The following is a 22,282-nucleotide window of genomic DNA, read 5'->3' on the forward strand; positions in this document are numbered from 1 at the left end:
GGGCCCTTCCGCGTCCCTGCCCGGGGCCCCGGTAGGGTCGGCCGGGTGCTGGATACGAGTGAACTGACCGCCGCCGTGGAACGCTTCGCCGACCGATTGCGGGCGGCCCCGCAGAGCCGCCTCCAGCGGGGCGCGGCGGCCGAGGGCCTGGCCCTCGCGAGGGAGCTGGCGGTCCGCGCCCAGCGCGCCGAGACCCCCGACCGTGAACCGAGGACGATCCCCGACGCGGGCGTCTTCACCGTCGCCGACCAGCTCTCCGTGGCCGGCAACGACCTGGCCGAGATCCTGCGGACCTCCCCCACCGCCGCCCGGGAGCGGGAACTGACCGAAGCGGTGAGGCTGGTACGGGAGTCCCGCGACCGCGCGGGGCTGTAGGAGGGCTCTGCGCCGGGCCTGGGGCCCCGTACGGGCAACCCAGGTCTCCGAGGACGCCGGGCGGGCCTGAGAGGCGCGGAGCGGGCGCCGGGGGCGCGGGCCGGGAAGTCGTCACCGGCCAAAGGCGCCGAGGCCCCTGGGGGGCCTCGGGATGCGGGGTGCGTCGGGAGCTAGAGGGAGGCGATGACGCGGTCGGCGAGGATGTAGACGTTCTCCTCGTCGGACTCGCCGTAGGAGAAGGTCAGGGCGAAGGCGCCGGAGACGCCGGAGCCGCCGAGGAGGACCGGGGTGCGGCCGTCGCGGAGGGCTTCCGCCAGGCGCTCGGCGGTCTCGCGGTGGCCGGGGGTCATGCAGAGCGTGGTGCCGTCGGCGAAGACGTACACGTCCAGCGTGCCGAGCGGGCCGGGGCGGACGTCCGTCAGGGCCGTGGCCGTGTCGGCCAGCTCCTCCAGGCGCGCCACCGTGCGCTCGTGATCGGTGACCACCGGCGTCTGCACCGGCACGAAGTCCGGGTGCGAGGGGTGCCGGCGGCGGGCGGCGGCCAGCTCGGCCGAGTCCTCCGGGTACTCCGGGAAGTCGTCCACCGGGTCCATGACGCCGTCGAGCGCGGCCGCCTCGGCCTCCATGGCCTCCAGGGCCATCGCCTCCAGGCCCACGAAGTCCGTCTGGCGCGGCACGAAGAGCCCGGTGGACTCCTCGCCGCCCAGACCGCCGAGGAGGGCGGAGGGCGCGTCGGCGGCGTCCCGGGCCTCCTGCGCGGCCCAGAAGGCCCGCGCCTCGGCGAGCTCGCGCTCGCGCTCCTCGGCCAGGGCCTCCGCGACCGCGGCCCGTATCTCGGCGGCGGGCGTGGCACGGGCCGCGGGGACCGTCACGCCGCGACCGGCGGCGAGCTCGGTGCGCAGGGCGGTGACCTCCTTGCGGAGACCCCGCACGTGGTGCAGGGCAGCAGCGCCCACGGCCGTGGCAGCGGCCGTGGTCAGCAGCAGGGCAAGAGACATGGCGCTCACTGACGTACTCCCGATTCGAGTCGATCCCCCGACTTCCTACATCAGCTTGTCGCGGGCCGGGACCCCCTGTCAGTGCATTACGTCACGAAACGGACAGGTATTTCGGCTGGGTGTTTAGTCCCGGAACCACTCTGACCTGCGAAAACGAACTCCCCCGGGATGTATGTCACATCCTGGGGGAGATTCGGTCACGGCTTGGACGCGAGGAGGTTGACGCGCTCGGCGCATGGAGAGCGCGGCCCCTCCGCGGACTAGCTCAGGCGCTCGATGACCATCGCCATGCCCTGGCCGCCGCCGACGCACATGGTCTCCAGGCCGAACTGCTTGTCGTGGAACCGGAGGCTGTTGATCAGGGTGCCGGTGATGCGCGCGCCCGTCATGCCGAAGGGGTGGCCGACGGCGATGGCGCCACCGTTGACGTTCACCTTGTCCAGGTCCAGGCCCAGGTCCTGGTAGGACGGGATGACCTGCGCGGCGAACGCCTCGTTGATCTCCGCGAGGTCGATGTCGCCGATCGTCAGGCCGGCGCGCTTCAGCGCCTGCTTCGACGCCTCGACCGGGCCGAGGCCCATGATCTCGGGGGAGAGGCCGGAGACGCCGGTGGAGACGATCCGGGCGAGCGGGGTCAGGCCCAGCTCGCGGGCCTTGGTGTCGGACATGATGACGAGCGCGGCGGCGCCGTCGTTCAGCGGGCAGCAGTTGCCCGCGGTGACCAGGCCGTCGGGGCGGAAGACCGGCTTGAGGCCGGAGACGCCCTCCAGGGTGACGCCGGCGCGCGGGCCGTCGTCGGTGGAGACGACGGTGCCGTCCGGGAGCGTCACCGGGGTGATCTCGCGCTCCCAGAAGCCGTTCTTGATGGCCTGCTCGGCGAGGTTCTGCGAGCGGACGCCGAACTCGTCCATCTCCCGGCGGCTGATGCCCTTCCAGCGCGCCAGGTTCTCCGCGGTCTGGCCCATGGCGATGTACGCGTCGGGGACGAGGCCGTCCTCGCGCGGGTCGTGCCAGGCGGAGCCCTCGGACGCGGCGACCTCGGCGGTACGGGCCTCGGCGCCGGCGAAGTACGGGTTGTGCGTGTCCGGCAGCGAGTCCGAGTTGCCCTTCACGAAGGAGGAGACCATCTCGACACCGGCCGAGATGAAGACGTCGCCCTCGCCCGCCTTGATCGCGTGCAGCGCCATCCGGGAGGTCTGGAGCGAGGAGGAGCAGTAGCGGGTGACGGTGCAGCCGGGCAGGTGGTCCATGCCCATCTGCACGGCCACGATCCGGCCCAGGTTGTTGCCCTGCTCGCCGCCGGGGAGGCCGCAGCCCAGCATCAGGTCGTCGATGTCGCGCGGGTCGAGCTGGGGCACCTTGGCGAGCGCGGCCTGGATGATCGTGGCCGTGAGGTCGTCGGGGCGCAGGTCCTTCAGGGAGCCCTTGAAGGCCCGGCCGATGGGGGAACGGGCGGTCGAGACGATCACGGCTTCGGGCATCACGGCTCCAGGAGGGCTGGTGGGCGGTCGGACTCAAGGGGAAGTTACCTGCACGTACCGCACGGGGTCACCGGGATCGTCGTGTGATGCGGGCCTCTTTTCTAAGCGCTTGCTCAGGAGTGCGGGGAGTCGTGCGGCATCGGCTCCCCCCGCCCCTCGGGCGCCTCCACGACGGCCCCCGGCGCGGCTTCCTCCGACGTCCCTGGTCCGGGTCCCGGGGCGGGGCCGCTCCCGGACCCGCTTCCGTTGCCATTCCCGTTGCCGTTCCCCGTGCCCGCCTCCGCCGGTTCCGTCAGCCGCCGCCGGCGCCGGTGCTTGAGCAGCGCCCAGGGGGCCCGGGCCCCGGTCACCTCCGTGCCCGCCTGCTTCGCCGCCTCGGCCGCCGCCTTCGCCACCGGCAGCATGTCCTCCTCGCGGCCCGGCTCCAGCCGGTCCGGCTCCGGCCACACGCCGAGCGAGGCGCACAGCGTCGGCAGCACCGCCATCGCCGCCGTCGCGTACCCCTCCGCCGACGGGTGGAAGAGGTCCACCCCGAACATCTCCCGCGGGTTCGCCGCGAACTCGGGCCCCAGCAGGTCGCCCAGCGACACCGTCCGCCCGCCCTGCTCGACCACCACGATCGTCTGCGCCGCCGCGAGCTGCCGGGAGGCCCGGCGGGCCAGCCAGCGCAGCGGCTGGTAGACCGGCTCGATCGTGCCCAGGTCCGGGCAGGTGCCGACGACCACCTCCGCGCCGGCCGTCCGCAGCCGCCGCACCGCCGCGGCCAGGAGCCGTACCGACTCCGTCGCCGGCATCCGGTGCGTCACGTCGTTCGCGCCGATCATGATCACGCAGACGTCCGGCGGGCCGAGCGGCTGGGCGAGCAGCAGCGACACCTGCCGCTCCAGGTCGTCCGAGCGGGCCCCCGACAGCGCCACGTTCTTCAGCGCGACCGGGCGCTCCGCGACCGCCGCGAGCCCCGAGGCGAGCAGCGCGCCCGGCGTCTGACCCGCCCGGCGCACCCCCTGGCCCGCCGCCGTGGAATCACCCAGAAGGGCCAGCCGGAGCGGGTCCTCCGTGCCGAACGCCCTCCCGTACAGACCGTCCGTCGCCGGCGGCAGCGGAGCCGTCCCCGTGCCCACCGTCCGCTTCGCGAGCTGTGCCTCCGCCAGCAGCACCCCGACCGCGGCCACGCCGATCAGGCCGATGCTCCCGCCGCCGTACGCCGCTCCCGCCGCGATCCGGCGCGCCACCCTCGCCCTGGACATCGGGGGCGTCACCTCCTTCGAGCCGTACAGGTCCTTCAAGCCGTTCAGGGTCTAACTGCCCCGAAAGGCGTCCCGACTACGCATACGCTGGCCACACCATTACGGAGACCCCGGAGAACACGGTGCAATTCCACGACTCGATGATCAGCCTCGTCGGCAACACCCCGCTGGTGAAGCTCAACAACGTGACGGCAGGCATCCAGGCCACCGTCCTCGCCAAGGTGGAGTACTTCAACCCCGGCGGGTCGGTCAAGGACCGCATCGCCCTGCGCATGATCGAGGCGGCCGAGCAGAGCGGCGAGCTCAAGCCCGGCGGCACCATCGTCGAGCCGACCTCCGGGAACACCGGTGTCGGTCTGGCGATCGTGGCCCAGCAGAAGGGCTACAAGTGCATCTTCGTCTGCCCGGACAAGGTGTCCCTGGACAAGATCAACGTGCTGCGGGCCTACGGTGCCGAGGTCGTCGTCTGCCCGACCGCCGTCGACCCCGAGCACCCGGACTCGTACTACAACGTCTCCGACCGCCTCGTCCGCGAGACGCCCGGCGCCTGGAAGCCCGACCAGTACTCCAACCCCAACAACCCGCGCTCGCACTACGAGACCACCGGTCCCGAGCTGTGGGAGCAGACGGAGGGGCGGATCACCCACTTCGTCGCGGGCGTCGGCACCGGCGGCACCATCTCCGGCACGGGCAACTACCTCAAGGAGGCGAGCGACGGCCGGGTCAAGGTCATCGGCGCCGACCCCGAGGGCTCCGTCTACTCCGGCGGCTCCGGCCGTCCGTACCTGGTCGAGGGCGTCGGCGAGGACTTCTGGCCCACCGCCTACGACCGGAACGTCACGGACCGCATCGTCGCGGTCTCCGACAAGGACTCCTTCCAGATGACCCGCCGCCTCGCCAAGGAGGAGGGCCTCCTCGTCGGCGGCTCCTGCGGCATGGCCGTCGTCGCCGCCCTGGAGGTCGCCAAGGAGCTCGGCCCCGACGACGTCGTCGTCGTCCTGCTGCCGGACTCGGGCCGCGGCTACATGTCGAAGATCTTCAACGACGAGTGGATGGCGGACTACGGCTTCCTGGAGGACACCTCCACCGCCACCGTCGCCGACGTCCTGCGCCACAAGTCGGGCGGTCTGCCCTCCCTCGTCCACATGCACCCGGACGAGACGGTCGGCCAGGCCATCGAGGTGCTGCGCGAGTACGGCGTCTCCCAGATGCCGATCGTGAAGCCCGGCGCCGGCCACCCCGACGTGATGGCCGCCGAGGTCATCGGCTCGGTCGTCGAGCGGGAGCTCCTGGACCACCTCTTCACCCAGAAGGCGAAGCTGGAGGACCCGCTGGAGGACCACATGTCCTCGCCGCTGCCGCAGGTCGGCTCCGGCGAGCCGGTCGCCGACCTGATGTCGGTCCTCGGTGACGCCGACGCGGCGATCGTCCTCGTCGAGGGCAAGCCGACCGGTGTCGTCAGCCGCCAGGACCTGCTCGCCTTCCTGGCGAACGGCGGCGCGAAGTAGGACGCCTCCGGGTGCGGCGGGGGCCCGTGCGGGCGTTCGCGCAAACGGTACGAGCGCGTCACGTTCGCGCAGCACCCGCTTAACACGGGTCCGGCAGAGTGTTCCTCGTCGGCGTCACAGGACTTCCGGAGCGGCTCCCGGACCTCTGAAGACGCCGCGGACGCGGAGACCGGCCCTGAACCCGGGCCCGTGTCCCCCGCGGGGACCGCCGTCGTCCCGCCCCCCAGCGATGGGGGTGCGGCGGTCCCCGCGCCACTCTCCTCCCGGCTCAGAGCTGGGTGATCGGCCGCATCGCCAGGCCCTCGGTGCCCGCCCAGCCGTTGACGCGCGCGGCGTCGTCCACGGAGACGGTGTCGAGGCCGTCCGGCAGGTCGAAGATGAGCGTGCCGGCCAGTTCGGTGCCCTCGCCGGCGATCAGGGTGGCGGTGAAGCGGTCGGACTGGTCGTACACCGCCTCGCCTCCCTCGTCGTTCCCGAAGACGTACAGGCCGGCGTACGCCTTGCCGCCGCCCTCGACGACGACGGGCTCGGTGTCCGACTCGTCGAGGGACTCGACGATCGGGGCGTCGTTGCCGGCCTTGAGCCGCAGGATCGGCGCCTCGTTGAGGACGCACGGCGTCTTCGAGCCGTTGGTGACGGTCAGCAGGAAGCGGCGGGGGGTCTCCCCGGCGGGGTCCTGGAGCTCGACCGCGGTGGTGAGGCCGTCGGCCTCGCAGTCCTCGTACCGGGTGCCGTTGCCGCCGCCGGTCTCGCCGCTGTCCCCGGTCGCCGACGCCGAGGCCGACGGGGTGCTGCCGGTGCCGGAGTCGCCCGAGGAGGGCGAGGCGCTCTCCGGGGTGCCGCCCCCGGCCGAGGCGGAGCCCGAGGGCGCGGCCGACGACGGGGCGGGAGCGGTGGCGCTCGGCGGCGCGGCGACCTGGTCGTCGCCCTGGCAGGCGGTGGTCGTCAGCAGGGCCGCCGCCATGGCCGCCGTCAGGACGGTGCCGCGCAGGCCCCGACGCGCCGAACGGGCTCTCACAGTCTTCGCGTTCATGCCGTTCCCTCTTCCCCCGTGACCGACCCGAGGTCGGTCCGCATGTCAGTCGACAGGGTTATTGTCGCCACGCGTGCGAGCGGGTTCACGGGCGTCCCGGCTTTGTTACAGCCCTCGCACGAAGCAGACGCCATGGCGTGACCATGACGCCTCGGGCGGTCCTGCGCCGAGCGCTTCTGCATATCCTTATGCAGAACGGGTTCCGGATGAATGGGATGAAGGGGGACGGCATGAGCGACAGCCCGGCCGGGCGGCTCCAGGCGCTCTTCGAGGGGCACCGGCTCACGCCCACGCAGCGGCGGATCGCCCACTGCATGGTCCGGCGGGCCGCCGACGCGCCCTTCCTCTCCAGCGTCGAGCTCGCCGAGCTGGCCGGCGTCAGCCAGCCCTCCGTGACCCGCTTCGCGGTCGCCCTCGGCTTCGACGGCTACCCGGCGCTCCGCCGCCACCTGCGGGAGGTCGCGCCCCCCGAGCGGCCTGCGGCCGCGCCCGGGGAGGACGCCGGGCACAACGCGTACCAGCAGGCCGTCCTCGCCGAGATCGAGAACCTGCGGCACCTCGCCGGGCTGCTCGCCGACCCCGCGCCCGTGGAGCGCGCCGGACGGCTGCTCGCCGGCTCCCGCCCGCTGCTCGTCCTCGGCCTGCGCGCCGCCTCCTCGCAGGCCCGCGGCTTCGCCTACTTCGCCGCCAAGGTGCACCCGGACGTCCGGCTGCTCGACGAGGGCGGCTCGATGCTCACCGACCGGATCGACGCGGCCGTACGGGCCGGGGCCACCGCGCTGCTCTGCTTCGCGCTGCCCCGGCACCCGCGCGAGGTCGTCGAGGCGCTGGAGTACGCGAGGGCCGCCGGGCTCACGGTGGTGACCGTGGCCGAGTCGGCCTTCGCGCCCGTCGCCGCCCACTCCGACCTGCTCATCCCGGCCGCGGTCGGCACCGGGCTCGCCTTCGACACCGCCTGCGCGCCGATGCTCCTCGGCCGGGTCCTCCTGGAGGCCATGGCGGACGGGCTGCCGGACGCGCAGGCGCGCCTGGAGGAGTTCGACGCGAAGGCGGCGGAGCGGGGGCTCTTCGTGGAGTGAGGCGGGGACTCTTCGTGGAGTGACCCGGCGGGGCTCAGACCTCCAGCTCCGCCTCGATCTTCTTCAGCTGGTGGCGGGCCATCGCCAGGTTGGCCCGGTCCTTGGAGAGCGCCAGGTAGAGGAAGAGGCCGTTGCTGCCGCGCGACTTGAGCAGCCGGATGAGGTGGTACTGGGTGCCGAGGGTGATCAGGATGTCCTCGATGTCCTCCTGGAGGCCCAGCATCTCCATCGTCCGGAGCTTGGCGCGCACCACGTCGGTGTTGCCCGCGGCGGCGACGGTGAGGTCGAGCTCCTTGCTGCCGCCCATGGTGCCGAGGGCCATGCCGCTGGTGTAGTCGACGAGGGCCGCGCCGACCGCGCCCTCGATCGTGAGCGCTTCCTTGAGGGCGCCTTCGGTGTTCGCCATGGTGTGCACTTCCTTCCGTTCGGGTTCGGATTGCTTGCGGGGCCGGGTCAGAGGAGGTCCCGGCGCTCCAGCGCGCCGTCGACCAGTTCGCCGATGCGGACGCTGGAACGGCGGGCCTCCAGGTGGAGCCGGCCGACGTTGATGCGGGGTTCGGCGAGCAGGGTGAGGACGGCGGAGCCGCCGGCCGCGTAGGTGGCCACGTAGCCGGCCTCGCCGCGCACCAGCAGTTCGCGGAAGCCGCCCTGGCCGGTGGACTCGGTCAGCCGCCGGCCGACGCCGAGCGCGGCGGCCGTCAGCGCGGCCACGCTCTCCGAGGCGCCGTCCACGGTGTCGTGGGCGAGCACGAGGCCGTCGGCGCTGGCCGCGAGGGCACCGGTGAGCTGGGGCAGCCGGGCGCGCAGGCGTCTGAGCTCGCCGAGCACCTCGGCTTCGGCTGTCATCAACTGTCTCCTCTCGGCGCGCAGGCGCAGAGCACGCCTCATCACAGGTGTGCCTCCAGGGCGTCACGGAGCCGGCGCAGCAGGGCGATGTCGGGGTCGGCCACCGGGGGGACCGGGGAGAAGGCCGGGGAGGGTGGTGCGGGGGTGGCGTCGGGGGTGGCCTCGGGGGCCGCGTCGAGCGGGGTCTCGACGAGTCCGGCGGCGGCGAGCCTGCGGACGTCGAGGAGGGTGTGGAAGGCGGGGCGGCCGAGGATCCGGGCCAGCTCGGCGGGGGTGCGGACCCCGTCGGCGGCGGCGAGCAGGGCGCGGCGGCGGGCGCCGACGCCCTGGCCGGGGGCGGCCGGGCGGGGCACGACGGGGGCGGTGTCGACGGAGGCGTACGGCCAGACGGCGTCGAGGAGTTCGCGGCGGCGGAGGGTCTCGCGCTCGACGGCCTCGGCGGAGACCGGGCGGACGGTGCCGAACCAGTGGCCGACGCCGTACCGGAAGCGGGTGGGGCCGCTGGTGGGGGAGAGGGCGAAGAAGGCGGCGTCGAAGACGGCGCCGAGGTGGCATATCTCCAGCTCGCCGTCGCCCAGCCGGCCGCTGTCGACGAGGAAGCGGCCGACCGCGCGGTGGGCGCCGGCCCGGTCGACGGCCTCGTCCCAGTTCTCCCGGGGGAGCCGTCCGGCGGTGGTGAGCAGGACGTCCATGCCGGGGGCGGCGGGGCTCTCGGCGTGCACGACGCGCCCGTCGACGAGGTAGAGGGTGCCGTGGTCGCGGAGCAGGGCGCCGGTGGCGCGCTCCGCCGCGAGCCGGACGAGCATGGGGGAGACGCTCATCCCAGGACCAGGCGCTCGGCGAGGTCGCCGAGGCGTATGCGGGCGAGGGCGAGGTTGCCGGTCTCCCGGTCGAGCCAGAGGTGGAGGAAGACGCTGCTGTCGAAGGAGGTACGGACGAAGCGCAGGACGTGGTAGCCGGCGCGGGTGGTGACGATCAGGTCCTCGACGGGCGGCTGGCCCTCGGCCCCCGCAGCGGCCTCCGGTTCGTCGCCGGGGGCGGTGAAGGAGTCGAACTCGGCGGCCGCGCGGGCGAGTTCCGCGGTCTCGGCGGCCGTCGTCTCGTGGTCGCCGACGGGCGACTCGCCCGCGGTCCCGAGTGCGAGGCCGCTGTTCCAGTCGACCAGGGAGGCACCGCGAGCACCCGGCAGGGTCATGGCCTCCATCAGGCACTCGTCGATTCCGGGCACGCGGGTTCCCCTCCCGATACGGCGTGCGAGCAACGGCAGTGACGGTGACGTTACTGAACGGGGCGCTCCAGGGAGGGGGTTCTGGCATTTTCCATCGGAACATGCCCACGCGCGTCCGGATTTGGTCGAGGATGGAGGGTCGTCCCGCGCGCGGGAGGCCGGTATGGAGGTTGGTACAAGGGTCGGGCGGAGCTCAGTAGCGGCTCTCGACCGCCCTCGCGATGTCGTCCAGGTCCTTCGCGAGCGCCTTGGAGACGGCCTTCGCGCCGAAGCGGGCGAGGAGGCGGGAGAGCAGGTTCTGCCGGCGGCCCGGCGCCGGGCTCGCGGAGAAGCGCATCCGCAGCACGCTGGCGTCCGGCCCGTCGGCGTGCAGCGAGAGCTCGGAGACGTAGTGCATGCCGTGCGAGTCGGCGACCGTCACGTACCGGTCGGGCGGCTCGCACTCGGTCACGGTCATCTCCTCCGTGGCCTCCTTGCCCAGCATCTTCCGGGTCTCCCGCCAGCGGGTGCCCACGCCGAAGCCGCCCTCCGTGAGGACCTCGACCTTCTCGACGCCGGACAGCACCCGTGGCATGTCCGGCAGGTCGGTGATCGCCTCCCAGACGCGGCCGGGCGAGGCGGCGACCCGGCGCTCCACGACGACGGTAGTGGTGGTGGTCATGGCTCCATCGAAGTGGCTGTCCCGGCCCGCCGCTACCGGACGAGCGCGTCGGCGTGCGCGCCGCCCGCCTCGGCGACGATCTCCTCCGGGGTCTGCGCGGCGCGGACGGTGGCGAAGGCGACGGCGCCGTCGCCTCCGACGGTGAAGCCGTGCACGGCGGGCCGGGGCAGGCTGTTGTAGGCGTAGTGGTGGGCGAAGGCGTACGCGCCGGTGTCCGGGACCGCGACCACGTCGCCGGGGTGGAGCAGCGGCAGCGCGCGGCCGGTGGCGAGCAGGTCGCCCGCGAAGCAGGCGGGGCCCGCGACGTCCTGGACGACGGCCTCGCCGGCCCGGGGGCGGCCCTCGGAGTCGTACGGGAGGATCCGCAGCGGCCATGCCAAGGGGGCGTACACCGTGCGGGTGGCGAGCTGCACGCCGGCGTGGGTGACGGCGATCGGGCGGCCGCCGGAGGTCTTGGTGTACTCGACGCGGGTGAGGACCGTGCCGTGCTTGGCGAGCAGGGAGCGGCCGAACTCGGTGACGAGGCCGTAGCGCCCGTCGAGGAGGCCGGGGACGGTGGCGGCGAGCAGCCCGGCGTACGCGGCGTAGGTCGGGGTCTCCTCGTCGGAGGCGAAGTTCACCGGGAGGCCGCCGCCGATGTCGAGGGTGTCGATCTGGGGGCGGCCCGCCTTGGCGTTGATCTCCTCGGCCAGCTCGTACGCGGCGGCGACGCCTTCGGCCATCAGGGTGAGCGGGACGCCCTGGGAGCCGGTGTGGGTGTGCAGGCGGGTGAGCCAGGGGCGGTCGAGGTACGCCTGGACGACGGCCTCGCGGGCGCCCTCGTCGCGCAGCGCGACCCCGAACTTGGAGGTGGCGGTGGCGGTGGACAGGGCGCCGATGGCCCCGGCGCCGACCTGCGGGTTGACCCGGAGCCCGAGCGGCGAGGCGGTGGGGGCGGAGGCGACGAGGGCGTCGATCCGGGCCAGCTCCTGGAGGTTGTCGGCGTTGACGGCGATCCCGAGCGCGAGGGCCTCGCGCAGTTCGGCGGGCGTCTTGGCGGGCGAGTCGAGGACGGTACGGGACGGGGGCAGCCCGGCGGCGCGGGCGAGGGCCAGCTCCCCGGGGCTCGCCACCTCGGCGCCGATCCCCGCGTCGGCGAGGAGACGCAGGACGGGGACGAGCGGCGCGGCCTTCACGGCGAAGGCGTGCAGCACGTCGGCGCGGGTCACGGCGGCGAAGGCGCTGGTCAGGGCGGCGGCGGAGGCACGGATCCCGGCGGTGTCGAGCAGGGCGACGACCGGGGCGTCGGAGGTGAGGAGTCCTTGGGCGACGGCGGCTCGGACGGCGAGGTCACGGCGGTAGGAGGCCATGGGCCCCATCCTGGCGGGCCCGGAGCGGGCCGTCACGGGGGCCGTGCGCGGGGTGCACGCGGGCGCGTGCGGGGGTGCGGCGCGCGACGGGGAAGGCGTCCGGGTCCCGTACGTGTCCGCCGCGCCCTGTTGACTACAACTATTCATCAGGCCAGGATGTGAATATCTGAACGACATTCGAGGAGGCACGCCATGTCAGGACCCCGCCCCGTACGGGCCCCGCGCGGTACGGAACTGAGCGCCCTGGGATGGCAGCAGGAGGCCGCCCTCCGGATGCTCCAGAACAACCTGGACCCCGAGGTCGCCGAGCACCCCGACAAGCTCGTCGTCTACGGCGGCACCGGCAAGGCCGCCCGCGACTGGCGCTCCTTCGACGCCATGGTCCGTACCCTGCGCACCCTCAAGCAGGACGAGACCATGCTGGTCCAGTCCGGCCGCCCGGTCGGCGTCATGCAGACCCACGAGTGGGCGCCCCGCGTCCTCATCGCCAACTCCAACCTCGTCGGCGACTGGGCCAACTGGGAGGAGTTCCGGCGCCTGGAGGCCCTCGGCCTCACCATGTACGGCCAGATGACGGCCGGTTCCTGGATCTACATCGGCACCCAGGGCATCCTCCAGGGCACGTACGAGACCTTCGCCGCCGTCGCCGCGAAGAAGTTCGGCGGCACCCTGGCCGGCACCATCACCCTCACCGCCGGACTCGGCGGTATGGGCGGCGCCCAGCCCCTCGCCGTGACGATGAACGACGGCGTCGCGATCTGTATCGACGTCGACCCGCGCGCCATCGAGCGCCGCATCGAGCACCGCTACCTGGACGTGAAGGCGGACAGCCTCGCCCACGCCCTCCAGCTCGCCACCGAGGCCCGCGACGCCCGCCGCCCGCTCTCCATCGGCCTCCTCGGCAACGCCGCGGAGCTGGTGCCGCAGATGCTCGCCGAGGGCGCGCCGATCGACATCGTCACCGACCAGACCTCGGCCCACGACCCGCTGGCGTACCTCCCCGTCGGCATCGCCTTCGAGGACATGGCCGACGCCGCCGCCAAGGACCCGGCCGGCTTCACGACCCGCGCCCGCGAGTCGATGGCGCGGCACGTCGAGGCCATGGTCGGCTTCATGGACGCCGGCGCCGAGGTCTTCGACTACGGCAACTCGATCCGCGGCGAGGCCCAGCTGGCCGGCTACGACCGTGCCTTCGCCTTCCCCGGCTTCGTCCCGGCCTACATCCGCCCGCTGTTCTGCGAGGGCAAGGGCCCGTTCCGCTGGGCCGCGCTCTCCGGCGAGGCGTCCGACATCCACAAGACGGACAAGGCGATCCTCGACCTCTTCCCGGAGAACGAGTCCCTGCACCGCTGGATCAAGATGGCCGGCGAGCGCGTCCACTTCCAGGGCCTCCCGGCCCGCATCTGCTGGCTCGGCCAGGGCGAGCGCGACAAGGCCGGCGACATGTTCAACGACATGGTCGGCAACGGCACCCTCGCCGCCCCGCTCGCCATCGGCCGCGACCACCTCGACTGCGGCTCGGTGGCCTCCCCGTACCGCGAGACCGAGGCCATGCTCGACGGCTCCGACGCCATCGCCGACTGGCCGCTGCTCAACGCCATGGTCAACGTCGCCTCCGGCGCCTCCTGGGTCTCCCTCCACCACGGCGGCGGCGTCGGCATGGGCCGCTCCATCCACGCCGGACAGGTCTCGGTCGCCGACGGCACCAAGCTCGCCGGCGAGAAGATCCGCCGCGTCCTCACGAACGACCCGGGCATGGGCGTCATCCGGCACGTCGACGCCGGTTACGACATCGCCGAGCGCGTCGCCGACGAGAAGGGCGTCCGCGTCCCGATGCGCGAGGGCTCCGACGACGAGGCGTCCGCGTGAGCGAGACGTTCCACGCCATGTGGCGGTCGCTGCGGCCCCTCGGCCGCAGCGCCGCCTCGGGCGGCTACCGCCGCTTCGCCTGGACCGACGCGGACGCCGACTGCCGGCTCTGGTTCCGGATGCAGGCCGAGGCCCGCCGCCTGGACGTCGAGACCGACCGCAACGGCAACCAGTGGGCCTGGCTCGGCGACCCCACCGCGGGCGACGCCGTCGTCACCGGCTCCCACCTGGACTCCGTCCCCGACGGGGGCGCCTTCGACGGCCCCCTCGGCGTCGTCTCCGCCTTCGCCGCCCTCGACGAACTCCGCGCCCGCGGCGTCTCCTTCAAGCGCCCCCTCGCCATCGTCAACTTCGGCGACGAGGAGGGCGCCCGCTTCGGCCTCGCCTGCGTCGGCTCCCGCCTCACCTCCGGACAGCTGACCAAGGAGAAGGCGTACGAGCTCCGCGACGCCGACGGGATCTCCCTCCCGCGGGCCATGGAGGCCGCCGGGTACGACCCCGAGCGGATCGGCCCGGACCCGGAGCGGCTCGGCCGCGTCCGCGCCTTCGTCGAGCTCCACGTCGAGCAGGGCCGCGCCCTCGACCTCTCCGGCGACGCCGTCGGCATCGCCTCCGCCATCTGGCCGCACGGCCGCTGGCGCTACGACTTCGCGGGCGAGGCCAACCACGCAGGCACCACCCGGCTCGTCGACCGGCGCGACCCCATGCTGACGTACGCCGAGACCGTCCTCGCGGCCCGCCGCGAGGCCGAACTCGCGGGCGCCGTCGCCACCTTCGGCAAGATCTCCGTCGAGCCCAACGGCGTCAACGCCATCCCCTCGCTGGTGCGCGGCTGGCTCGACGCCCGCGCCGCCGACCAGGAGTCCCTGGACGCGGTCGTCACCGGCGTCGAGACCGCTGCCCGCGACTACGCGGCGAAGCACGGCATCGACCTCGCCGTCGTCCGCGAGTCCTTCACCCCGGTCGTCGACTTCTCACACGCGCTGCGGGACGAGCTGAGCCGCGTGCTCGGGGAGAAGACCCCCGTCCTCGGCACCGGCGCCGGACACGACGCGGGTATTTTGTCCGCTTCGATCCCGACCGCCATGCTGTTCGTACGGAACCCCACCGGCGTCTCGCACTCCCCGGCCGAGTCCGCCGGCGAGGACGACTGCGTGGCCGGGGTCCGCGCCCTCGCCGACGTACTGGAGGACCTGGCGTGCCGCTGACGACGACGTACTGGCTCGAACACGCCTGGCTCGGCAGCTACGCCGAGCCGGGCGTCGCCCTGGAGGTGAGCGACGGGCGGATCACCGCCGTGCGGACGGGTGTGGACGCGCCGCCGCCCGGCGCGGTCGTCCTGCGCGGCTTCACGATCCCGGGCCTCGCGAACGCCCACTCGCACGCCTTCCACCGGGCGCTTCGCGGCACCGTCCAGGTCGGCTCCGGCACGTTCTGGACCTGGCGCGAGGTCATGTACACCGTCGCCCAGCGGCTCACCCCGGACAGCTACTTCGCGCTCGCGCGGGCCGTGTACGCCGAGATGGCGCTGGCCGGCATCACGGCGGTGGGGGAGTTCCACTACCTCCACCACGCCCCCGGCGGCGCCCCCTACGCCGACCCCAACGCCATGGGCGAGGCGCTCGTCGCGGCGGCCCGCGAGGCCGGCATCCGGATCACCCTCCTCGACACCGCCTACCTCTCCGCGGGCTTCGGCGCCGCCCCCGAGCACCACCAGCTCCGCTTCTCCGACGGCACCGCCGAGGCGTGGGCCGAGCGCGTCTCGGGCCTGAAGGACCGGGACGGCGTACGCGTCGGCGCGGCGATCCACTCCGTCCGGGCCGTCCCCGCCGACCAGCTGGCGACGGTCGCCCGCTGGGCCGAGGAGCGCCGGGCGCCCCTCCACGTCCACCTCTCCGAGCAGACCGCCGAGAACGAGGCGTGCCACGCCGCGCACGGCGTCACCCCCACCCGGCTCCTCGCCGAGCACGGCGTCCTCGGCCCCCGGACCACCGGCGTCCACAACACCCACATGACGGACGCCGACATCGCCCTCATCGGCTCCACCTCCACCGGCACCTGCATGTGCCCCACCACCGAACGCGACCTCGCCGACGGCATCGGCCCCGCCGTCGCCCTCCAGAAGGCCGGCTCCCCGCTCTCCCTCGGAAGCGACAGCCACGCCGTCATCGACCTCCTGGAGGAGGCCCGCGCGATGGAGCTGAACGAGCGCCTGCGCACCCACATCCGCGGCCACTGGACGGCCGCCGCCCTGCTCCGCGCCGCCTCCGCCGACGGCCACGCGGCCCTCGGCTGGGCCGACGCGGGCGCCCTGGAGCCGGGAGCCCTCGCCGACTTCACCACGATCGCCCTGGACTCGGTCCGCACGGCCGGCCCGGTGCCGCGCCTCGCCCCGGAGACGGCCGTCTTCGCGGCGACGGCGGCCGACGTCCGCTACGTCGTGGTCGGCGGCCGCACGATCGTCCGGGACGGCGCCCACGTCTCCGTACCGGACGCGGCGGGCTCCCTGGCCGCCGCGATCGCCGCACTGAGGGACTGATGGAACAGCCACCCCCCACCGGAGAGCACCCATGACGACCACGGTCATCACGCACATCGGCAGCCTGGTCACCAACGACCCGGCCCTCGGCGAAGGCCCCCTCGGCCTGATCCAGGACGCCGCCCTCGTCCTGGACGGCGACCGGGTCGCCTGGGCGGGCCCCGCGGCCCACGCCCCGGACGCGGACGCCCGGGTCGACGCGGAGGGCCGCGCCGTCCTCCCCGGCTTCGTCGACTCCCACTCGCACCTCGTCTTCGCCGGCGACCGCACCGCCGAGTTCAACGCCCGCATGTCCGGGCAGCCCTACAAGGCGGGCGGCATCCGCACCACGGTCGCAGCGACCCGGGCCGCGAGCGACGCCGAACTCTCGGCGAACGTGGCCCGCTTCCTGCGCGAGGCCCTGCGCCAGGGCACCACCACCTTCGAGACCAAGTCCGGCTACGGCCTGACGGTCGAGGACGAGGCCCGCGCGCTGCGCATCGCCGCCGAGCACACCGACGAGGTGACCTACCTCGGCGCGCACATCGTCTCCCCGGATCTCGCCGACGACCCGGCGGCCTACGTCGACCTGGTCACCGGCGAGATGCTCGACGCCTGCGCCCCGTACGCCCGCTGGATCGACGTCTTCTGCGAGAAGGGCGCCTTCGACGGCGACCAGGCCCGCGCGATCCTCACCGCGGGCGCGGCGAAGGGCCTCCTCCCGAGGATCCACGCCAACCAGCTCTCGTACGGCCCCGGCGTCCAGCTCGCGGTCGAACTGGACGCGGCCAGCGCCGACCACTGCACCCACCTCACGGACGCGGACGTCGACGCGCTGGCCTCCGGGAACACGGTCGCCACCCTGCTCCCGGGCGCCGAGTTCTCCACCCGCGCCGCCTGGCCCGACGCCCGCCGCCTCCTCGACGCGGGCGTCACCGTGGCCCTCTCCACGGACTGCAACCCCGGCTCCTCCTTCACCTCCTCCGTCCCCTTCTGCATCGCCCTCGCCGTCCGCGACATGGGCATGACCCCCGACGAGGCCGTCTGGTCCGCCACCGCCGGCGGCGCCGCGGCCCTCCGCCGCACCGACATCGGCCGCCTGTCCGCCGGCGCCCGAGCCGACCTCACGCTCCTGGACGCCCCCTCCCACGTCCACCTCGCCTACCGCCCGGGCGTGCCCCTGGTGGCCGAGGTGTGGCGCGCGGGCGTCCGGACGGTCTGACGGTCTGACGGCAGGTCACGGCAGGGGGCGCGTACTCCCGTCGATCACAGGGAGCGTTGAGTACGGGTACTCATGTGGGCGGGACCCGGCCGCTCGCATGATGCCCGTATGCGAAAGACACAGCGCCTCACCAAGTCCGTCCTGGCCGTCACGCTCGGCAGCGCCCTTGCTCTGACCCTCTGCGCCACCGGTTCCGCGAGCGCCGCCACGCCCGTCGGCAAGGCCGCGCCCGTCGGCAAGACCGCGACCGGGTTGGATCCGGTCCCGGTGCCTGAGGACCCCGGGCCGGAGATGGACTTCCAGGTGTGGGCGGGGAACGTCCTCGAATCGTGCCTGCCGGTCCCGCCGTCGGGTGCGGGCGCGCGGACCGCCGCCGCCCGGGCCGCGGCCGCGAAGAGGGCGGCCGTGGCCTCCTCGGTCGTGAAGAAGGTGACCGTGGCTCCCGGCGCGAGCGTCGGCGAGGTGCGGCTGAGCGAGGTCGGGCGGTGCGTCGGAGCCGTCCACCAGCAGCGCATCACCGGCGCCTTCGCCGAGGGCCCGGCCGACTACCGGCAGCTGCGCGCCCAGCTGATCGCGCTCGGCTACCCGTCGGCGCGCATCCACCGGATGCAGGAGCACCACGGGCAGCCCATGGCCCGGATCGACCTGCGCCTCGGGCGGAGCGACGGCAACGTGGCCGTCGACGTGACGGCCTACCGGTACGTGGTGACCGCCTCGCCGTTCGGGGTCCCCGCGTCACCGCAGGTGGACGTGACCAAGGTGCGGAGGAAGCTCGTCCTGTCCAGGACGATGTCCTGACCCCTCCCTCACCCCGCCAGCGTCCGTACCAGCTCCTCCGCGCCGTCGAGCGCGGCGAGCTCCGCGTCCGTCAGATTCGGGTCGTCCGCGCGGAGGCGGCGGGCCTCCGGGAGGAGGAGGGCGGGGGAGTCCGCCAGGAGGGCGGCCAGACCGGCCCGGGCACCCTCGGCGTACGGGGCCGGGGAGACGGCCACCTCGGCGAGGAGCAGCGCCGACATCGCGCGGTCCAGAGCCGGGTCGGCGCCCTCCCTCGCCGTGCTCCAGTCGATGACGACCGGGCCCCGGTCCTCGGTCAGCACCACGTTCCCGGGGTGCAGGTCCAGATGGACCAGGCCGCCCGGCAGCGCGTGCAGGCGGTCGAGGAGCCCGGCGATCAGCCGCCCGGCCGGCTCCGGCGCGTACGTCCCGGCCAGTAGCGCGTCCAGCAGCGAAGGCCCCCGCAGCCGCTCCAGCACCAGATCGCGCCCGGCCGCCTCCCGTACCGCCGGGACCGGATAGCCCGCCCCGGCGAGCCGGCTCATCAGACGCGCCTCCCGGGCGGTATCCCGGTCGGCGCGGTAGCGGCGCAGAACCCAGGCCCCGTCCTCGCCGAGCGCGTACACGTCCGCGGAACGCCCCTGCCCCACACGTATCTTGCTCACCCTCGTCCCCTCCGTGATCCAAAGGGCGAGTATGCCTGCCGGGGAGGGGTTCGGGCCGGTACCGTCCTGTCCTGGCAGTGCGCAGGGGGATGGGCCGGGGGACGACCGGGGGGTCACTAGGTGGGTGCTTGGCGTGTGCGGATCGTGCGGCCCGGGGAGCTGGGCGAGCGCGAGATCGAGGCGTGGCGGGAACTGAGGGCCAAGTCCGGCGCGCCCGCGAACCCCTTCATGGAACCGGAGTTCACCCTCGCCGTCGGAGCCGTACGGCCCCGCTCGCGGGTCGCGGTCTGGTGGGAGGACGGCGAGCCCGTCGGCTTCTTCCCGTACGAGAAGGGCCCGCTGGGGCGCGGCAGGGCCATCGGCTTCGGCGTCTCCGACAGCCAGGGCGGCGTCTTCCGCCCCGGACTGCGGCCCGGCGCCCGGGCGTTGCTGCGGGCCTGCGGGCTCGTCTTCTGGGAGTACGACAACCTGGAGACCGGGCAGCCCGTCTTCGAGGGCGCCGCCGACGAGTCCTTCGCCTCGCCCGTCATCGACGTCGGCGAGGGATACGAGGCGTACGAGGCGCTGCTGCGCGTCCAGTCCCCGAAGTTCCTCAAGACCACCCTCGCCAAGGACCGCAAGCTGGCCCGGCAGGCCGGCGGCGAGGTCCGCTTCGTCTTCGACGAGCGCGACCCGGCCGCCCTGCGCACCCTCATGGAGTGGAAGTCCGCGCAGTACCGCAGGACCGGCCGCGGCGACCGCTTCGCCCAGGAGTGGATCAGCGCCCTCGTCCGCCGCCTCCACGAGCAGCGCACGCCGGGCTGCTCCGGCGTCCTGTCCGTGCTGTACGTCGGCGACCGCCCGATCGCCGCCCACTTCGGGCTGCGCTCGGCGACCGTGCTGTCCTGCTGGTTCCCCGCCTACGACCCCGAGTTCGCCAAGTACTCGCCCGGCCTCGTCCTGCATCTGCGGATGGCGGGCGGCGCGGCGGAGGCCGGGATCGGGATGCTCGACCTCGGGCGGGGCGCGGCCGAGTACAAGGACTCCCTGAAGACCGGCGAACTCACCGTGTACGAGGGCGCCGTCACCCGGCCCGACCCGCGCACCGCCCTCCACTGGCTGCGCCGCGAGCCCGCCCGCGCGGCCCACGCCTACGTCCGGAGCCGTCCGGCCCTGGCGGCCCGCGCCCGCGAGGCCCTGAACACGGTGGCCCGCCTCCGCGGCGACCGCTAGCCGCGCGCGTACGTCTCTTGGGGAAGAACGAAACCGATGAACCAGCAGCAGCAGACAGAAGAACAGCAGCGGCGGGAACGGGAAGCTTCCATCGCCGTCGCCGAGCTGGAGCTCGACGCGGCCGGCGCCGCCGTGGAGCTCCGGCCCGCCCCCGGCGCCCCGGCGGTCGTGCCTGGTGACGTCTACGCCCTCGTCCGGGTCGACGGGCGTCCCGTCGCCACCGTCCTCGGCCGGTACGCGGAGGGCGAGGACCCCGCCGGGGTGCTGGCCGCCCTCGCGGCGGAGCGGCTGATGGAGAGCGGCACTTTCCACGCGGACGCCGAACGGCTCGCGGCGGCGGAGGAACAGATACCGCCACTCCCCATACCGGGCCCAGCCCCCCGCCCCGCCCCGCCCCGCGCCTCCGTCGTCGTCGCCACCCGGGAGCGCCCCGCCTCCCTCGCCCGCGCGCTCGACTCGCTGCTCGCCCAGGACCACCCGGACCACGAGCTGATCGTCGTCGACAACGCGCCCCGCACCGCCGACACGTACGAGCTGGTCACGAAGGAGTACGCGGGCCGGGTCCGGTACGTGCGGGAGGACCGGCCGGGTCTGGCCGCCGCGCACAACGCGGGGGTCGCCGCGGCGGGCGGCGAGGTCCTCGCCTTCACCGACGACGACGTGATCGCCGACCCGCGCTGGCTGAGCGCGCTCGCCGCGCCCTTCGCCACCGACCCGGGGCTCGGCTGCGTCACCGGGCTCATCCTGCCCGCCCGGCTCTCCACGCCCGCGCAGATCCTCCTGGAGTCCCACGGCGGCTTCGCCAAGGGGTTCGCGCCCCGCCTGTACGACCCGGCCCGGCCGCCCGCCGACGAGCCGCTGTTCCCGTTCACCGCCGGCAGCTTCGGCTCCGGGGCCAACATGGCCTTCCGGGCCTCCGCGCTCCGCCGCGCGGGCGGCTTCGACCCGGCGACCGGCACGGGGACGGCCGCGCGGGGCGGTGACGACCTGTACGCCTTCGTCGCCGTCCTCGCCGCCGGTCACCGGCTCCGCTACACGCCCGACGCCCTCGTCTGGCACCACCACCGCGAGACCTGGCAGGACCTGAGGAACCAGGCGTACGGCTACGGCGCCGGGCTCACCGCGTACCTCACCGCGACGCTGGTCCGCCGCCCCGCCCTGCTGCCCGCGCTCCTCGCCCGGCTGCCGCGCGGCCTCGCGCACGCGCGGACGATGACCGCCGAACGGGGCGGCGGGAGCGACGGCGTGCCCGGCGAGCACGGCACGCAGAGCCACCCGTGGCCCGCCTCGCTCTCCCGGCTGGAGCGGCGGGGGATGCTGTACGGCCCGGTGGGCTACCTCAAGGCGCGGCTGAAGGGGGCCTCCCGATGAGCGGCGCCCCCGTGCCCACCCGCATCCCGGTCCTCCTCTACCACCCGGTGATGGACGACCCGCCCGCCTGGATCGCCGAGTTCACGGTCACGCCCCGGCAGTTCGCGGCGCACCTCGACGTGATCACCGGCAGCGGCCGCACTCCGCTGACCGTCGGCGCGCTCGTCGGGCACCTCGCCGCGGGGACGCCGCTGCCGCCGCGGCCGGTCGTCCTCACCTTCGACGACGGCTTCGCCGACCTCGTGGGGCCGACGGCGGAGGCGCTCGCCGCCCGGTCGCTGCCCGCCACCGCGTACCTCACCACCGGCGCCCTCACCCCCGGCCGGCCGTGCCTCCTGCCGCCCGCGCCGATGATGAGGCTGGCGCAGGCGCCGCGCCTGGAGGAGTACGGGATGGAGGTCGGCGGACACACCGTCAGCCACCCGCAGCTCGACACGCTCCGGCCGGGCGTGCTCCGCAGCGAACTGCGGGACTCCAAGGCGGAGCTGGAGGACGTCCTCGGCCACGAGGTGCGGCACCTCGCCTACCCGCACGGCTACAACAGCCGCGCGGTGCGGCGCGCCGCCGAGGCCGCCGGATACGCCTCCGCCGTCGCCGTCCGGCACGCCCTCAGCTCCCCGTCCGACGAGCTGTTCCGCATCGCGCGCCTCATCGTCCGCCGCGACCACACCGCCGCCGACGTGGAGACCTGGATGACCGGCCGCGGCGCCCGCTCCGCCCCGTACCCCGACTCCCTCCCCACCCTCGGCTGGCGGCTCTACCGCAGGACCCGGGCGCTGGCGAAGGGCCCGGAGTTCGCGGGCTGAACAAAACCGACAAGATCGACAAACCCCGTGCGTGAGACGG

General features: G+C 74.1%; 22 protein-coding genes. 11 read left to right on the forward strand and 11 right to left on the reverse strand.

Annotated elements, in window-relative coordinates:
• Window positions 1–45 precede the first annotated feature (45 nt).
• On the forward strand, window positions 46–375 hold the full coding sequence (locus tag ACFXMG_RS27730) for a hypothetical protein (RefSeq protein ID WP_383817516.1): 330 nt from the start codon (window positions 46–48) through the stop codon (window positions 373–375).
• Between the two features lie 170 nt (window positions 376–545).
• Here ACFXMG_RS27730 and ACFXMG_RS27735 read toward each other — a convergent pair whose 3' ends face one another.
• From ACFXMG_RS27735 to ACFXMG_RS27745, 3 genes are all read right to left on the reverse strand, one after another.
• Entirely contained in the window at window positions 546–1,382 is an 837-nt protein-coding gene (locus tag ACFXMG_RS27735) for a hypothetical protein (protein WP_383817513.1), read from the reverse strand.
• A 251-nt stretch (window positions 1,383–1,633) separates the two neighbouring features.
• The gene (locus tag ACFXMG_RS27740) at window positions 1,634–2,854 is read right to left on the reverse strand and encodes an acetyl-CoA C-acetyltransferase (protein ID WP_383817510.1); all 1,221 of its coding nucleotides are present in this window, start codon (window positions 2,852–2,854) and stop codon (window positions 1,634–1,636) included.
• Window positions 2,855–2,967: 113 nt separating this feature from the next.
• Window positions 2,968–4,101, reverse strand: a complete 1,134-nt coding sequence (locus tag ACFXMG_RS27745; RefSeq protein WP_383817508.1) for an SGNH/GDSL hydrolase family protein — start codon at window positions 4,099–4,101, stop codon at window positions 2,968–2,970.
• Window positions 4,102–4,223: 122 nt separating this feature from the next.
• Here ACFXMG_RS27745 and ACFXMG_RS27750 point away from each other — a divergent pair, with 122 nt between their 5' ends.
• Complete coding sequence (locus tag ACFXMG_RS27750) at window positions 4,224–5,609, forward strand: cystathionine beta-synthase (protein WP_383817505.1); 1,386 nt, start codon at window positions 4,224–4,226, stop codon at window positions 5,607–5,609.
• A gap of 268 nt (window positions 5,610–5,877) precedes the next feature.
• On the opposite strand, the gene ACFXMG_RS27755 is transcribed toward ACFXMG_RS27750, so the two are convergent.
• Window positions 5,878–6,642 carry a DUF4232 domain-containing protein gene (locus ACFXMG_RS27755; RefSeq protein ID WP_383817504.1) on the reverse strand — a complete coding sequence of 255 codons (765 nt, stop codon included), beginning with the start codon at window positions 6,640–6,642 and terminating at the stop codon, window positions 5,878–5,880.
• A 230-nt stretch (window positions 6,643–6,872) separates the two neighbouring features.
• On the opposite strand from ACFXMG_RS27755, the gene ACFXMG_RS27760 reads away from it, so the two are divergent.
• On the forward strand, window positions 6,873–7,721 hold the full coding sequence (locus tag ACFXMG_RS27760) for a MurR/RpiR family transcriptional regulator (protein WP_383817501.1): 849 nt from the start codon (window positions 6,873–6,875) through the stop codon (window positions 7,719–7,721).
• 34 nt (window positions 7,722–7,755) lie between these two features.
• Here ACFXMG_RS27760 and ACFXMG_RS27765 read toward each other — a convergent pair whose 3' ends face one another.
• The 6 genes from ACFXMG_RS27765 to ACFXMG_RS27790 all read right to left on the reverse strand — a co-directional run bounded on the left by ACFXMG_RS27765 (window position 7,756) and on the right by ACFXMG_RS27790 (window position 11,814).
• Window positions 7,756–8,127, reverse strand: a complete 372-nt coding sequence (locus ACFXMG_RS27765; RefSeq protein ID WP_383817499.1) for a hypothetical protein — start codon at window positions 8,125–8,127, stop codon at window positions 7,756–7,758.
• Between the two features lie 47 nt (window positions 8,128–8,174).
• A complete protein-coding gene (locus tag ACFXMG_RS27770; RefSeq protein ID WP_383817496.1) occupies window positions 8,175–8,609 on the reverse strand; it encodes a roadblock/LC7 domain-containing protein in 435 nt (144 codons plus the stop codon).
• The gene (locus tag ACFXMG_RS27775) at window positions 8,609–9,388 is read right to left on the reverse strand and encodes a transcriptional regulator (RefSeq protein ID WP_383817493.1); all 780 of its coding nucleotides are present in this window, start codon (window positions 9,386–9,388) and stop codon (window positions 8,609–8,611) included. Before ACFXMG_RS27775 ends, ACFXMG_RS27770 begins: the two co-directional genes overlap by 1 nt.
• The gene (locus ACFXMG_RS27780) at window positions 9,385–9,795 is read right to left on the reverse strand and encodes a hypothetical protein (protein ID WP_383817491.1); all 411 of its coding nucleotides are present in this window, start codon (window positions 9,793–9,795) and stop codon (window positions 9,385–9,387) included. The genes ACFXMG_RS27775 and ACFXMG_RS27780 overlap by 4 nt, the downstream gene beginning before the upstream one ends.
• Before the next feature lie 193 nt (window positions 9,796–9,988).
• Window positions 9,989–10,456 (reverse strand): SRPBCC family protein, encoded by a 468-nt coding sequence (locus ACFXMG_RS27785; protein WP_383817488.1) that lies wholly within the window; start codon window positions 10,454–10,456, stop codon window positions 9,989–9,991.
• A 32-nt stretch (window positions 10,457–10,488) separates the two neighbouring features.
• Window positions 10,489–11,814 (reverse strand): diaminopimelate decarboxylase, encoded by a 1,326-nt coding sequence (locus ACFXMG_RS27790; RefSeq protein ID WP_383817679.1) that lies wholly within the window; start codon window positions 11,812–11,814, stop codon window positions 10,489–10,491.
• 183 nt (window positions 11,815–11,997) lie between these two features.
• Between ACFXMG_RS27790 and hutU the strand changes: the two genes are divergently transcribed.
• The 5 genes from hutU to ACFXMG_RS27815 all read left to right on the forward strand — a co-directional run bounded on the left by hutU (window position 11,998) and on the right by ACFXMG_RS27815 (window position 18,212).
• Entirely contained in the window at window positions 11,998–13,674 is a 1,677-nt protein-coding gene (hutU, locus tag ACFXMG_RS27795; protein WP_383817485.1) for a urocanate hydratase, read from the forward strand.
• Window positions 13,675–13,691: 17 nt separating this feature from the next.
• A complete protein-coding gene (locus ACFXMG_RS27800; RefSeq protein WP_383817677.1) occupies window positions 13,692–14,882 on the forward strand; it encodes an allantoate amidohydrolase in 1,191 nt (396 codons plus the stop codon).
• Window positions 14,873–16,213, forward strand: coding sequence for a formimidoylglutamate deiminase (locus ACFXMG_RS27805; RefSeq protein WP_383817483.1), 1,341 nt, complete (start codon window positions 14,873–14,875; stop codon window positions 16,211–16,213). The genes ACFXMG_RS27800 and ACFXMG_RS27805 overlap by 10 nt, the downstream gene beginning before the upstream one ends.
• 31 nt (window positions 16,214–16,244) lie before the next feature.
• Window positions 16,245–17,414 (forward strand): imidazolonepropionase, encoded by a 1,170-nt coding sequence (hutI, locus tag ACFXMG_RS27810; RefSeq protein WP_383817480.1) that lies wholly within the window; start codon window positions 16,245–16,247, stop codon window positions 17,412–17,414.
• A 108-nt stretch (window positions 17,415–17,522) separates the two neighbouring features.
• Window positions 17,523–18,212 carry a hypothetical protein gene (locus tag ACFXMG_RS27815; RefSeq protein ID WP_383817478.1) on the forward strand — a complete coding sequence of 230 codons (690 nt, stop codon included), beginning with the start codon at window positions 17,523–17,525 and terminating at the stop codon, window positions 18,210–18,212.
• Between the two features lie 8 nt (window positions 18,213–18,220).
• Here ACFXMG_RS27815 and ACFXMG_RS27820 read toward each other — a convergent pair whose 3' ends face one another.
• Complete coding sequence (locus tag ACFXMG_RS27820) at window positions 18,221–18,853, reverse strand: phosphotransferase (protein ID WP_383817475.1); 633 nt, start codon at window positions 18,851–18,853, stop codon at window positions 18,221–18,223.
• A gap of 120 nt (window positions 18,854–18,973) precedes the next feature.
• Here ACFXMG_RS27820 and ACFXMG_RS27825 point away from each other — a divergent pair, with 120 nt between their 5' ends.
• The 3 genes from ACFXMG_RS27825 to ACFXMG_RS27835 are packed head-to-tail and all read left to right on the forward strand — an operon-like array spanning window position 18,974 to window position 22,242.
• Entirely contained in the window at window positions 18,974–20,065 is a 1,092-nt protein-coding gene (locus ACFXMG_RS27825) for a GNAT family N-acetyltransferase (RefSeq protein ID WP_383817472.1), read from the forward strand.
• 36 nt (window positions 20,066–20,101) lie between these two features.
• The gene (locus tag ACFXMG_RS27830) at window positions 20,102–21,436 is read left to right on the forward strand and encodes a glycosyltransferase (protein ID WP_383817470.1); all 1,335 of its coding nucleotides are present in this window, start codon (window positions 20,102–20,104) and stop codon (window positions 21,434–21,436) included.
• A complete protein-coding gene (locus ACFXMG_RS27835; protein ID WP_383817468.1) occupies window positions 21,433–22,242 on the forward strand; it encodes a polysaccharide deacetylase family protein in 810 nt (269 codons plus the stop codon). The genes ACFXMG_RS27830 and ACFXMG_RS27835 overlap by 4 nt, the downstream gene beginning before the upstream one ends.
• The last annotated feature ends 40 nt before the right edge of the window (window positions 22,243–22,282 follow it).

Origin of the sequence: Streptomyces sp. NPDC059201, from assembly GCF_042754585.1 — a bacterium.
Classification (GTDB): domain Bacteria; phylum Actinomycetota; class Actinomycetes; order Streptomycetales; family Streptomycetaceae; genus Streptomyces.

Coding starts and splice junctions, on each gene's coding strand:
- ACFXMG_RS27745 (WP_383817508.1), bottom strand. CDS start 4,101: ATGTCCAGGGCGAGGGTGGCGCGCCGGATCGCGGCGGGAGCGGCGTAC.
- ACFXMG_RS27770 (WP_383817496.1), bottom strand. CDS start 8,609: ATGAGGCGTGCTCTGCGCCTGCGCGCCGAGAGGAGACAGTTGATGACA.
- hutU (WP_383817485.1), top strand. CDS start 11,998: ATGTCAGGACCCCGCCCCGTACGGGCCCCGCGCGGTACGGAACTGAGC.
- ACFXMG_RS27765 (WP_383817499.1), bottom strand. CDS start 8,127: ATGGCGAACACCGAAGGCGCCCTCAAGGAAGCGCTCACGATCGAGGGC.
- ACFXMG_RS27760 (WP_383817501.1), top strand. CDS start 6,873: ATGAGCGACAGCCCGGCCGGGCGGCTCCAGGCGCTCTTCGAGGGGCAC.
- ACFXMG_RS27830 (WP_383817470.1), top strand. CDS start 20,102: ATGAACCAGCAGCAGCAGACAGAAGAACAGCAGCGGCGGGAACGGGAA.
- ACFXMG_RS27790 (WP_383817679.1), bottom strand. CDS start 11,814: ATGGGGCCCATGGCCTCCTACCGCCGTGACCTCGCCGTCCGAGCCGCC.
- ACFXMG_RS27775 (WP_383817493.1), bottom strand. CDS start 9,388: ATGAGCGTCTCCCCCATGCTCGTCCGGCTCGCGGCGGAGCGCGCCACC.
- ACFXMG_RS27815 (WP_383817478.1), top strand. CDS start 17,523: ATGCGAAAGACACAGCGCCTCACCAAGTCCGTCCTGGCCGTCACGCTC.
- ACFXMG_RS27835 (WP_383817468.1), top strand. CDS start 21,433: ATGAGCGGCGCCCCCGTGCCCACCCGCATCCCGGTCCTCCTCTACCAC.
- ACFXMG_RS27740 (WP_383817510.1), bottom strand. CDS start 2,854: ATGCCCGAAGCCGTGATCGTCTCGACCGCCCGTTCCCCCATCGGCCGG.
- ACFXMG_RS27785 (WP_383817488.1), bottom strand. CDS start 10,456: ATGACCACCACCACTACCGTCGTCGTGGAGCGCCGGGTCGCCGCCTCG.
- ACFXMG_RS27755 (WP_383817504.1), bottom strand. CDS start 6,642: ATGAACGCGAAGACTGTGAGAGCCCGTTCGGCGCGTCGGGGCCTGCGC.
- hutI (WP_383817480.1), top strand. CDS start 16,245: ATGACGACCACGGTCATCACGCACATCGGCAGCCTGGTCACCAACGAC.
- ACFXMG_RS27800 (WP_383817677.1), top strand. CDS start 13,692: ATGTGGCGGTCGCTGCGGCCCCTCGGCCGCAGCGCCGCCTCGGGCGGC.